Here is a 12,508-nt window from a genome sequence, read left to right on the forward strand (position 1 = left end):
CTTTACTGTATTTTTTTCCTGACATCCCAATTTTCATGCGATTTAGAGGGTTCTGTTATAGTTTTTTTATGAGGAAATGTGGTCGAAATTTTCAAATAACGCATAATGCAAAAATAACAGCTTTAACTGGTCTGGAAATCGGGGATGACGTTTTCATTGGCAATAATACGATGATTATGGGATTAGAAATAAAAATTGGAAACAAAGTTCTTATAGGGCCAAATACGGTTCTTGTTACGACACATCATAAATTTGATGGTGATTCTTTTAGAAGTTTTTCAATAGATTCAGACCCTATTCTTGTTGATGATGGATCATGGATTGGAGCAAATTGTACTGTACTCAGAGGTAGTATTATTCCTGAAAGGTCCATTTTAGCTGCCGGCAGTGTTCTTAGTAAAAAGATGACAAAGTCATTTTCCATATATGGAGGTGTGCCGGCGAAACATTTAAATTATCTTAATCACTGAAATAAAATCTATTAGATTTTGAGAATTATATTATTCTATCAATATTTCGGGACCCCCAAAGGTAGTTGGAGTACCAGAATCTATGAGCTTTCAAGACGTTGGGTTGAATCTGGTCATAAAGTTACTGTTGTAACTGCACCATATGAAAAATCAGATATTAAGGCGAATTCTTTTATATCGAAACAATATATTGAAAATATAGAATTGATAATAATAAATTCAGGGGATTCAAATCGATTAAAAAAACTTAACCGAGTTTTTAGAGCAATTACTTTTTCAATAATTTCAGTTTATTATGCTCTTTTCAGAAAATTTGATATTGCGATTTCATCATCCGGCCCTATTACAATAGGATTACCAATATTGTTCTGTAAAAAATTTCGAAACAAGAAAGTCATTTTTGAAGTAAGGGATCTTTGGCCTGCAGGTGGTATAGAAATGGGACTGATTAAGAAAAGATATCAGAAAAATCTGGCCCTATGGTTTGAGAAACTAATTTATAAAAATTCAGATCATATAATAACCGCATCTGTTGGTCAAAAGAATCATATTCAAAAAAGATTTCCAAAATTACCAATTACAGTAATTCCGAATGCCAGCGACAATGATTTATTTGGAGTTTTATCCAAAGATGAACTTCCATACTGGGCCAAAAATAAAAAGTTATTTACCCACATCGGTTCTCTTGGATACATACATAATATTAAATTTTGGTTAGAGGTGGCACAGGAAATCAAAACAAGTTCCAGGGGCAAGGAAATTTTGTTAATTTTTATTGGAGAAGGGGTTGAGCGAAAACAATTGGAAAATGAAAAAAGAAATTTATCATTGTTTAATGTCCACTTTCTTGGTCTTAAACCCAAAGTGGAATTGCCAATTTGGGTTCAAAAAAGTGTAGCCACACTATTTGCTACATTAGACAATCCAATTCAAAACACATGTAGTCCAAATAAAATATTTGATTCCTTCGCTGCTGGTATTCCCATTGTTCAGACGAGTACCGGATGGATAGGAGATTTAGTGGAAAATTCTAAATGTGGTATTAATGTTCCTTTGTCTAATCCCAAATTAGCGGCAGATTTAATGATGGATTTTGCTGAAGATGATCAAAAGATTAAAGCGTATGGTCGAAACGCTAAAAGTTTAGCAGTTAATAAGTTCAATAGGGATTTACTGGCGAAGGAGTATTTGAGTATAGTTGAAGGACTGACTTGCTAAATATTTGTATTGTAGTATATGATAGATATTCTTGTTTCAGGTGCCTTCGGATTCTTGGGTAAAGTTATTGTCGAAAATCTTTCTAAAGGGAATTATAAAATTGATTCTCTTGATCTTGATCCACGTGCAACATTTAAATATAATATCACACAACCCTTAAATAAATTTGCAATCAAATACCATCAAGTAATACACGTGGCAGGCCTTGCACATATGGTTCCCAAAACAAAAGTAGAAGAAAAACGTTTTTTTGACGTGAATTTTCACGGAACGGAAAATCTATGCAGAGCCTTGGAATCGAATCCTCCGGATTCATTTGTTTTCATTAGCACAATCGCAGTATATGGTAGGGATTTTGGAAAGTTGATTGAGGAAACCGAACCATTAATTGGGACATCACCTTATGCAAAAAGTAAGATTTTGGCCGAGAAGTTTTTAGAAGATTGGAGTGAAAAAAATAACGTTAATCTTGTTATACTGAGGCTACCTTTACTAGCCGGTTCCAATGCAAAAGGAAATTTGGGAGCCATGATAAATGGTATTAAAAAGGGATATTATTTTAATATTAAAGGTTCAAATGCAAAAAAATCGATTGTTTTGGCTGAAGATGTTGCTGAATTGATACCAGAATTGATCGATAAGAGGGGCACTTATAACTTGTCTGGCGATAAGGATTACACTTTTGAGGAAATTTCGTCGGTAATAGCCCGCCAACTTGGTAAGAAAAATATTAGGTCGATTCCAAATGGATTGGTTAAGCTGATTTCAAAAGTTGGGGACCATATCCCTTTTTCTCCAATAAACACTGACAAGTATATGAAAATGAGCAAAGATCTAACTGTTTCGGCCGACAAAGCCATCAAAGAGTTGGGATGGAAACCCAGATCTCTAGATAATTATAAAATATAGTTTGAATGTTTGATAGATTGGTAGCGTTGATAATGTTGATTATTTTAAGCCCGGTTTTTGTATTGGTAGCATTATTGATTTTATTTGATGATGGATTTCCAATATTATTTACCCAAAAAAGAGTTGGGGTTAACTATACCTTCTTTAAGATGTATAAATTCAGAACCATGAAAAAGAACACGCCGAATGTGGCAACTCATTTGTTGGAAAACCCCGATCAGCATATATTGAAAGTAGGGAAATTATTACGGAAATTAAGTTTAGACGAACTCCCTAATTTAATCAACATCCTGAAGGGTGACATGGTTTTTGTGGGCCCTCGGCCGGCACTCTATAATCAGGATGATCTTATGAAGTTGAGAATCGAAGCAAAAGTGGATGTTCTAAAACCTGGACTGACAGGATGGGCACAGATCAATGGAAGAGATGAAATATCTATTGAAGAGAAGGTAAGTCTGGAGGAAGAATATTTGAAAAGAAAATCCTTTCTTTTTGATACGGAAATATTTTTTAAGACCTTTTTTTCAGCCTTCTTAAGTAAAGGTGTAAAACATTAATATTTGAAAAGAGATTTTGACATATATCTATCTCCTTCTCATCTTACCGGCGAGGAACAAAAGTTTATTGAAAACGCTTTTGACAAAAATCATATAAGTGCTTCAGGAGAGAATCTGGCTGGTTTCGAGTCTGATCTGTGTCAATATCTGGATATTTCTTCATGTTCTTTATTGAATTCAGGTACATCAGCAATTCATTTGGCACTGATCTTATTGGGAGTTAAAGCGGGTGATGAAGTGCTTTGTTCAACTTTTACCTATTCAGCAACAATTAATCCTGTAAGATACCAAAATGCTATTCCGGTTCTTGTTGATTCTGAAAGAGAAACCTGGAATATGAGCCCAGAGTTGTTGGAAAAAGCGATCAAGGATAGAATTACCAAAGGGAAAAAGCCAAAAGCGATTATCCTTGTGCATCTATATGGGATGCCTTCCAAAATGAACGAGTTGATCGCTATTGCAAGGAAATATGAGATACCCATCATAGAAGATGCAGCCGAAGCATTGGGATCAAAATATGAAGATAAGTACTTAGGCACCTTTGGCGAATTAGGGATTTTTTCGTTCAATGGAAACAAGATAATAACAACTTCTGGAGGTGGGGCCCTGGTGTCTGATAATCCGGAATATTGCAAAAAAGCAAATTTCCTCGCTACTCAGGCTCGTGATGATGCTCCTCATTATCAACATTCTGAAATTGGATATAACTATAGAATGACCAATCTTGCCGCCGGAATTGGAAGAGGGCAAATGGAGGTGTTGGATAAGAGGGTGAAAGCAAAACGAGAAACATATAATTTTTACAAAAGTGAACTTGCAGAATTTAAGGATATTTCTTTTTTAGAAGAGCCAGAAGGATTTTATTCTAACAGATGGCTTACAACAATTTTGACCGATAGTTATGAAACACGCGAGGCGTTAAGATTGGCCCTTGAAAACGAAAATATAGAATCTCGTCCTTTATGGAAACCCATGCATGTACAACCTGTGTTTAAGAATTTTCCAGCTTCTACTGATGGAAGCTCTGAGGTTTTGTTCAATAGGGGACTGTGCTTACCCAGTGGATCAGATCTAACTACAAAAGATTTGATGCGAGTGGTTTCTGTTATAAAGAAAGTACTTAAATTGAGAAGATGATCTACTCAAACTTTAGACTAATCCATTGAAAATTAAAAGCCACTTCACGGGAAGTGGTTTTTTTATACCTGCAAACTACCTGAAAACCCCGAATTTGCAATCTAACCCCATTCAATGAATGAAAATAGTTGCGTATATTTGCAGGGTACAAACTAAATAGCTTATCCCCCCATGACCAAATCTATTTTTAACAACGCTGTATATACTTCTCGCTGGATCGTCCTGATGATCGATCTGTCTCTGAGTCTGCAGGCTTTCTTTTTTGCCTACCTGATTCGATTTAATTTTTCACTGCAATTCGGCTCCTATGATTTTATCCAGCAATTGCCATTAATCGCAATTGCCTCTTTGATTGGTTTTCTGTCTGTGGGTTCTTTTAAAGGAATCGTTAGGCATACAGGAACAAAGGATGCCATAAATGTGTTCTGGGCCTCAACAATTATTGCAGCTATTTTATTTTCATCGGCCCTGGTGATCAGAAACTTTAATATTTATGACGTTTATTCAATTCCTTTATCCATAATTTCAATTCACTATTTGCTGAATATTGTAGTTTTGATTTCCAGCCGGTTTATCTTTAAATATTTGTTTGACAGAATTGCTTCCAATTATCAAAAACCGAAGAATGTATTGATCTATGGTGCCGGTGAATCGGGTTTGATCACCTATAATACCCTAAGCACCAGTGTAAGCAGTAAATACAGGATCGTCGGTTTCCTTGATGATTCCCAATTGAAGATAGGCAAGCAATTTAACCGGATCAAAATCTATGATCCTAAAATTATTGACAAGAATTTTATTGAAAAGTATGATATTAAAGAAATAATCGTATCCATCCAGAAGATCAAGCCGTTTGAACTTTTTGAAAAGGTGGACAGGCTAACCGATCTCCCTGTGACCATTAAAATAGTACCTCCTGTTCAGCAATGGATCGATGGTGAGTTGAATGTGGGCCAGATCCAGGAAGTAAAGATCGAGGACCTTTTGGAAAGAACACCGATCAAGATTAATAATCCTGTCTTGCAGAAGGAACTGGAAAACAGAGTTATTCTGGTAACCGGAGCCGCCGGTTCCATTGGTAGTGAGATCGCTCAGCAGATCAGTAAATACAAGTATAAACAGCTCATACTTCTGGATCAGGCTGAGTCAGCTCTTTATGATCTTCAGCAAAAGTTTTTGAGGGAAAAAGTTGAAAATTTTTCTGTTGAATTGGCGGATATTCGTAATGAAGACAGGATCAGATCATTATTTGAAAATAACAATATTGACCTGATTTTTCATGCAGCAGCATACAAACACGTTCCTTTGATGGAAAACAATCCTTATGAAGCGGTGCGTGTTAATGTATACGGTTCCAGTTTGTTGATGAAGTATGCCATCCAGCATCATGTACAAAAATTTATCATGGTATCCACGGATAAAGCAGTCAACCCAACAAATGTCATGGGTGCTACCAAACGTGTGGCTGAACTCTATGCCAATTGTCTGAATACCCAGGGGAAAACCAAATTTGTTACAACCCGATTCGGTAATGTACTGGGCTCCAATGGTTCTGTAATTCCTTTGTTTAAAAGACAGATTGAAAATGGTGGTCCATTGACGGTAACCCACGAGGACATTACTCGTTTCTTTATGACGATTCCTGAGGCTTGTCAACTGGTATTGGAAGCAGGAGTTATGGGTAATGGTGGAGAGATCTATGTGTTTGATATGGGAGAATCTGTCAAGATCTTTGAGCTGGCCAAAAAAATGATTCATCTAAGTGGTCGTCGTTACCCGGAAGATATCGATATCAAAATAACAGGCCTTCGCCCCGGTGAAAAGTTATACGAGGAATTGTTATCCAACGAAGAGAATACCATCCCTACGTATAACGAAAAGATCATGATCGCCAAAACAGATAATATTCATGTGGATCAGGTCAAAGCCAGGATCGATTCCCTGATTTCTGAGCTGAGCATAGATCACTTGGAATTGGTTAAAAAGATCAAAGCCATTGTTCCGGAATATATCTCGAATAACTCAGAATTTGAGAAATTGGATGACACTCAGGTGAAGGTAAAAAAATTGAAGATCAGTTAGATTCCTTCCGAAACCTTACCCACAAGAAGATATATCGAATATAGAGTCCCAGCATCAATGGGATCAGGGCATAGTGAAATACTTGTACCCTAAAGATCCATAGTAGTACCATGATATCCAGCAGTAGCAAGAGGGTCAGTAAATAGTGCTGATTCATTTTCGCATTTTTATTTGTTAAAAAAAGAAAAATCAAATTCGGGGCAAAGGCCCAAAGCACATTAAAATTATTGGCTGTGGCTGAATGATCCGTAGCAAACCACAACAGAAGCAAGATAAGCCCCACACTTCCTGTAACCGCAAATATCAATACATCCAAAATTTTGGACCTTTTTTCCTTTTTATAATCCCGGTAAGTAACGGCAACAATAATGAGAGCCACCAGTGAAAACACTAAAAATGGCGTTATTCCTCTTTCCATAGACTTCCCTTTATAACTCAACAAGATCTCTTCGGTCCTTTTTACAATAGGTTGAATTGATCCCTCATCTTCCTTTTTAATTTCAACTTCCTCAAAGGCCTCAAACACATAGTCAGGCAAAAACATATATTCACGTGAACTGGCTTTGCGGTCTATATCCGCTCCAAGGGCCAGGTCAATGCCAAAGTCGGCCCAGGGCTGATGATCCATATAGAGCTCGATCAGATCCCGGTGCGTTAAATCTTCCTGATCAAAATTCGCTTTAAAAACCAGTTTGTCACCCAGGACTTCTTCGAGAACATCGTATAACTTGGTAGAGCAGTTGTCGTAGAAAAAATCATACTTGTACGAGCGGTTTTCGGGCAAGGCATTTTCTTCCAGAAAATCATAAACCTTTTGTACCTGCTCCTGGTTTAAATCGAGTACCTGCCCTTTGACCCAGCGGTTTTCGCGATGGTAACTTCTCAAAAAATTACCAAAATTATAGGCCCGCAGCTGATACAGCAGTTTGCCACGTGAAAACTTCAAATAGAAATTTGGGGTATCAAAATCAAAGGTACCGTAGTTATAGACTCTGTCAATTTTATTTTCAAGATCAAGCACCCGAAAGGCACTGTGGCCAAAACTTGCATACAACTCATTTGTGCCCGGCCCACAGGTGATTACACTTATTTCTGCCTTTGGGGATAACTGGATCTGCTGTGCAAAGCCCAAAAACGAAAGGGAAAAAAATAAAAGGAAAATTAGTTTTTTCAAAATATCACAGATATTTAACAGATTATAAATTTTGAAATTGATCGAGACTTTTTTTAAGCATGAAAAATTATTAATCGGGGTCTGAATTTGAATTGAGTCAAATATTCAAATATTTCAAATCTTTATCCCTACCCACCTTAAGATCAATTAACACATAAAACTTGGCATAAATATAAATCATAATTTGACTCAAAAGCCTGGTTATCTAAAATAAGATATATCGATCTTGATCGAGAATATATTTGAGTATAAGGTACCACTCGCAGCACCTATATTGGCAAGAGCATAATCCAGCTGGATTCCTTTATATCTGAAACCTACTCCAAAATTGGGTTCAACTGAGGTAGTTCGATCTCCGTCAAAATCCGTAAAATACTGAAAGTTGTTTACCCCAACTCTTAAATAAGCCATTTTTAGATAGTCAAACTGTAAACCTGCTCCAGGATCAATGCTCAGGGCAGAGGAGGAGATGATATCATTGGTCTCTGAAAAACGCATGTTCAGATCAATTTCAGCCAGGATATTGAAATCCCTGGAAGCCGCAAAAGACTTTGCCACGCCAAACTGAACTTTGGGTTTGGTCAGTTCCAGGGTCTCTGGTGCCTCCTGATTTTCTCCCGGGATGGCGTTTTGTATTTTATCGAATTCTTCCTGGTCGATGGTCCAGGCATTAAAGGTGGTTGTAATGTCACGTACCATGACTCCAAACTGCCATTCTGTTTCGGTCTGAAACTGTAAGGAGGCGTCAATGCCAAAACCCCAGGAAGAAGCAAAATCACCAATCTTACGGTGAACAATCTTTGTGTTGACACCCAGATCCAGTCCCTGTACCGGTAACCTGCGGGCATATGCCACATTAAAGGCATAATCGGCTGCAGAAAACAGGCTGATATTATCATAATTGATATTTCCCTGGCTGTCGATTAGTTCAGTTGTGTTCAAAATATCGTCAACGCCAAAACGAATAAAGGCAACGGCAAATGTACTGACATCATTAATGGGTTTGGCAAAGGCAGCGTAGTCGTACTTACCAATTCCCTGAAAATATTCGGCGTGCATTAATGCGCCCTGAATGTCATCAACTTTTGTGAGCCCTGCCGGGTTCCAGTAAATCGAATTAACATCGCCACTTGAGGCGATAACCGCTTTTCCCATACCAAAAGCAGCAGCATCAACCCCCAGATTCAGGAACTCATTGGAAAAGCTTCTAAAGGCCTGTCCATGGCTCAATGTGGAAAGTAAAACGATAAAAAATAAACCTTTTTTCAATTTCAATTGCTACAGGATCAAAACGTTGATATCACTATGCAATGATACAATGAAATAAGGAGTAAATGAAATTAGTTGAGGCTATACCTCAGCAAAAAATTTCATGATGCGCTTTTCAAGCCAAAAGCCACTTCCGTTTTCAAAGGTTGAGTTATAGCCCACGTGGCCACCGTATCGGGTTACTTCCAGTTTAAAGTTTCGGTTGTTTTTAGCTTCCTGCACAGGAATGCAGGTTTCCGACAAAAAAGGATCATCAGCAGCCGTGATCAGAAGGCTTGGAATTTTAATACCTCCCAGGAACTGTTTGGAACTGTTTTGTTTCCAATAATCATTGGCGTCCATAAAACCGTTCACAGGTGCCGTAAAATAATTATCAAAATCGAGAAAATTGGCTGAATTCAGAATGGCTTTTGTGTTCAGGCCATTTTCAGGAAACTGCTCCATCTTAATGCGGGTTTTCTTTTTTAGAGAGATCAGGAAACGCTGCATGTACACCATGTTCCAGAATTTAGCAATGGCCTCAGAGGAGCCTTTGAGATCGCATGGGACCGATACGCCGACCCCTGCCTGAAGTTTACCTGAATAGTCATCACGTTGCTCGCCCAGGTATTTGAGTAAAAGATTACCTCCCAAACTATAACCGACAGCAAAATATGATTTGTAGGTTTTACGTGAATCCAAATAGCGAAGTATCTCAGCAAAATCATTGGTTTTACCACTGTGATAGGAGTAAAGCAGGCGATTCGTCTCCCCGCTGCAACCCCTCAAATTAACCGCTAACACATCATAGCCGGAAAGGTTGGCCACCTGGGTCATGGCGGTAACATACTTTGAACCTGAACTTCCCTCAAGCCCATGGATGATGATCACAAGCCTATCAGAGTCGACATGGGAAAAATCCAGATCCATAAAATCACCGTCGGAGGTCTCCATTCTTTCCCGCTGAAAGACAACTTCTATTTTGTGGAACAAGGTCCTGTAAATGGTATTTAGATGCTTACTCTTGAACAGAAGATGAGGATTATATGTTGACTGAGAAACTAAAGCCATCTTTGCAACTAATTTTCTTCAGCCCTTTCAAGAAGGCTGGGAGGAAGGGCCTTTTTAGTCTTGGCACCCAGTTTTTTAAGGTTTTCTACGCGAGTGATCAGATTTCCCTTTCCTTCACTTAATTTGTTCATGGCAGCCTTGTAACCTTCCTGTGAGGCATTGATCTGCTTGCCAACTTTGATCAGATCCTGTACCAGCCCTTCAAACTTATCGTATAAGGCTCCGGCCTGCCTGGCGATTTCCATGACATTTCTCTTTTGATCTTCCTGCTTCCAGATGGAAGCCACAGTAGTCAACGTTGCCAAAAGGGTAGAAGTGGATACCATGACCACATTTTTGTCCAGTGCCTGAATATAAAGTTCCTGATCCTCCTGCAGCGCAATCATCAAGGCTGGCTCTATGGGTATGTACATGATCACATAATCCGGGCTGTTGATGCCGTACAGGTCGGTGTAATTCTTGCTTCCCAGTTCCTTGATATGCTTTTGAATGCTCTGGACATGACTCTTGAGGCTTGTCTTTTCAGCAATCTCATTCTCTGCGTTAAAAAATCGCTCATAACCTGTTAGTGAAACCTTGGAATCGATGATTAAATGTTTGTTGTCAGGCAGGTTTATGATAAGGTCAGGTTTTTTCAGGCGTGAGTCCTCGTCCCGATAGCCTTCCTGGGTTGAAAAATGTACATCTTTTTGAAGGCCGGCTTTTTCCAATATGGTTTCCAGCTGAAATTCTCCCCAGTCACCCTGTTTCTTGGAATCTCCTTTAAGTGCCCTGGTAAGGTTTACCGCATCTTTACTCATCTGCACGTTCAATTCCTTTAAACCTAGTATTTGCTGGCGCAAAGCGGACTGTTTTTCAATACTTTCTTTATGGGTATCCTCTACTTTTTTCTCAAAGGTTTTGATCTTTTCCTGAAGCGGGTTCAGGATCTGCTCCATATTTTCTTTGTTGCGCTGCGTGAATTTGTTTGATTTCTCTTCCAGGATCTTATTGGCCAGTATTTCAAAGTCTTTTGAAAATTTCTCCTGGAGTTTTGCAATATCTTCCTGTTGTGCTTCCATTTTTTCTCCTGCATTTTCAAGGGCGGCATTTTTTTTAACCAGCTCCATCTGGACCTGTTGGTTCTCCCTTCTTGAAATTTCAAGCTGTTGTTGAAGATCAGTGAGTTCGGTTTCCTTTTCCTCTTTTTCATTCTCCATCAGGGTCATCCTGCTTTCAAGAGCCGCCGTTGTTTTTTCAAACTTTAGTTTGCTTATGATATAGGTAATAACAACCGCCAGGACAAGGACGATTGCCAAAATGATATATAGCATGAAATCTGACATCAATAATTCTATTTTAAAAAATCAGTATATTGGAATTAATTACGATATTACGAAAAATTTCAACCCAATAGAGCTGATATGAAAAGTATTTCAAGGTTTATTCTATTTAAAATTTTTGGATGGAAAATCCTCAATGGTTTTCCCAGGGAACTTGATAAATATATTATCATAGCGGCACCACATACTTCCAACTGGGATTTCCCCATAGGCGTTCTGGTCAAGTTTGCCGAAGGTCTTCCTATTAAATTCATTGGAAAACACACCTTGTTTAAACCCCCGTTTGGTTTTTTTTTCAGGGCACTGGGCGGAACCCCGGTGGACAGGACCAAGAGCAAGAACATGGTCCAGAGCCTTATCGATATCTTTAATTCAGAGGATCATTTCATTTTTGCCCTTTCTCCTGAGGGAACACGGAAAAAGGTTTCAACCTGGAAGACCGGTTTTTATCACGTAGCCCAAGGGGCCAATATTCCTGTCGTTATGGCAACTTTGGATTTTGGAAAAAAACAGGTGCTTATTAATGAGCCTTATACCCTGACCAATGACATGGAAAAGGATTTCTTATATTTTCATGAGTTTTTTAAAGATGTTCAAGGAAAAATCCCTGAAAACTTCGATCCGGATTTTCACCTCAACCTTAAACGTTAGGCTTTTTCTTCTGCATAAATTTTGCAATATTAATGGCAATGATGACGCTTAAAAAAAGCTGTCCCGAGATGACCATCATCAGGGCAAGCGCCTGGGCTTTTTGAGTAATAGGGATCATGTCTCCATAACCAAGGGTGGTCATGGTGACAAAGCTGTAATAAATAAAGGTGTAAAGGTCAAAAACGATATCGGCAGAATGAGAATAGGAATTTGGATATATATATTCCAGTCCCGCAGACAAGAAACCTCCAATGAGCCCTATGATCAAATAACCAGTAATTGAAACCAGGATCAGATTTTTTGTATCTCCTTGTAAAGACATCGCCTCTTTAAGGACAAGGGTAAACGCATGAATGACCATATAAGAAATCCCAAGCTGCCCTATATAGTTTAAAATATCACTTTCTAAAAACGCATCAATTATGATCAGAATAAAGGTTATATAACCAATAAATCGGGAACTCTTTACTTTTCTTATGATCAGATAACAAGCTATAAGGATCATTAAAAAATCAAGCTTGATAAAACTGTCAGTAAAATTGGGTAATTCTGTAAGAAAAGGAGGTAAAAACACCAATATTATAATGGAAACCAAGAGGATGTGAATCTTATGGGTATCCGCAAAATGGGTTATATTACTTCTTAACTTATCTATCATAATCTTGACCA

12 protein-coding genes are annotated in these 12,508 nt (G+C 38.2%); 7 read left to right on the plus strand and 5 right to left on the minus strand.

All coding sequences use genetic code 11. The features are described 5' to 3' along the window. The first annotated feature begins 68 nt into the window (after positions 1 to 68). From LCM02_RS03980 to LCM02_RS04005, 6 genes are all read left to right on the plus strand, one after another. A complete protein-coding gene (locus LCM02_RS03980) occupies positions 69 to 470 on the plus strand; it encodes an acyltransferase (protein WP_224927776.1) in 402 nt (133 codons plus the stop codon). An 18-nt stretch (positions 471 to 488) separates the two neighbouring features. Next, positions 489 to 1,688 carry a glycosyltransferase family 4 protein gene (locus tag LCM02_RS03985; RefSeq protein ID WP_224927032.1) on the plus strand — a complete coding sequence of 400 codons (1,200 nt, stop codon included), beginning with the start codon at positions 489 to 491 and terminating at the stop codon, positions 1,686 to 1,688. Between the two features lie 18 nt (positions 1,689 to 1,706). Further along, positions 1,707 to 2,597: an NAD-dependent epimerase/dehydratase family protein gene (locus LCM02_RS03990; RefSeq protein ID WP_224927033.1), complete on the plus strand. Its 891-nt coding sequence runs from the start codon at positions 1,707 to 1,709 to the stop codon at positions 2,595 to 2,597. 5 nt (positions 2,598 to 2,602) lie between these two features. Continuing rightward, positions 2,603 to 3,154, plus strand: a complete 552-nt coding sequence (locus LCM02_RS03995; RefSeq protein WP_224927034.1) for a sugar transferase — start codon at positions 2,603 to 2,605, stop codon at positions 3,152 to 3,154. 3 nt (positions 3,155 to 3,157) lie between these two features. Continuing rightward, positions 3,158 to 4,291, plus strand: a complete 1,134-nt coding sequence (locus LCM02_RS04000) for a DegT/DnrJ/EryC1/StrS family aminotransferase (RefSeq protein ID WP_224927035.1) — start codon at positions 3,158 to 3,160, stop codon at positions 4,289 to 4,291. A 171-nt stretch (positions 4,292 to 4,462) separates the two neighbouring features. Continuing rightward, the gene (locus LCM02_RS04005) at positions 4,463 to 6,373 is read left to right on the plus strand and encodes a polysaccharide biosynthesis protein (RefSeq protein ID WP_224927036.1); all 1,911 of its coding nucleotides are present in this window, start codon (positions 4,463 to 4,465) and stop codon (positions 6,371 to 6,373) included. Here the strand turns inward: LCM02_RS04005 and LCM02_RS04010 are convergent. The 4 genes from LCM02_RS04010 to LCM02_RS04025 form a co-directional block, all read right to left on the minus strand. Continuing rightward, positions 6,366 to 7,547, minus strand: a complete 1,182-nt coding sequence (locus LCM02_RS04010; RefSeq protein ID WP_224927037.1) for a lipoprotein N-acyltransferase Lnb domain-containing protein — start codon at positions 7,545 to 7,547, stop codon at positions 6,366 to 6,368. The genes LCM02_RS04005 and LCM02_RS04010 overlap by 8 nt on opposite strands. Before the next feature lie 201 nt (positions 7,548 to 7,748). Next, a complete protein-coding gene (locus tag LCM02_RS04015; RefSeq protein ID WP_449566801.1) occupies positions 7,749 to 8,816 on the minus strand; it encodes a putative type IX sorting system protein PorV2 in 1,068 nt (355 codons plus the stop codon). An 81-nt stretch (positions 8,817 to 8,897) separates the two neighbouring features. After that, entirely contained in the window at positions 8,898 to 9,866 is a 969-nt protein-coding gene (locus LCM02_RS04020) for a YheT family hydrolase (protein ID WP_224927039.1), read from the minus strand. Between the two features lie 8 nt (positions 9,867 to 9,874). After that, positions 9,875 to 11,191 carry a DNA recombination protein RmuC gene (locus LCM02_RS04025; protein WP_224927040.1) on the minus strand — a complete coding sequence of 439 codons (1,317 nt, stop codon included), beginning with the start codon at positions 11,189 to 11,191 and terminating at the stop codon, positions 9,875 to 9,877. Between the two features lie 78 nt (positions 11,192 to 11,269). On the opposite strand from LCM02_RS04025, the gene LCM02_RS04030 reads away from it, so the two are divergent. Then, a complete protein-coding gene (locus LCM02_RS04030) occupies positions 11,270 to 11,839 on the plus strand; it encodes a lysophospholipid acyltransferase family protein (RefSeq protein ID WP_224927041.1) in 570 nt (189 codons plus the stop codon). Here the strand turns inward: LCM02_RS04030 and LCM02_RS04035 are convergent. Beyond that, positions 11,829 to 12,497, minus strand: a complete 669-nt coding sequence (locus LCM02_RS04035) for an ion channel (RefSeq protein ID WP_224927042.1) — start codon at positions 12,495 to 12,497, stop codon at positions 11,829 to 11,831. The two genes, LCM02_RS04030 and LCM02_RS04035, sit on opposite strands and share 11 nt — an antisense overlap. Positions 12,498 to 12,508: the final 11 nt, after the last annotated feature.

The sequence above is a fragment of the Lutimonas saemankumensis genome, from assembly GCF_020171465.1.
GTDB classification, from domain to species: Bacteria; Bacteroidota; Bacteroidia; order Flavobacteriales; family Flavobacteriaceae; genus Lutimonas; species Lutimonas saemankumensis.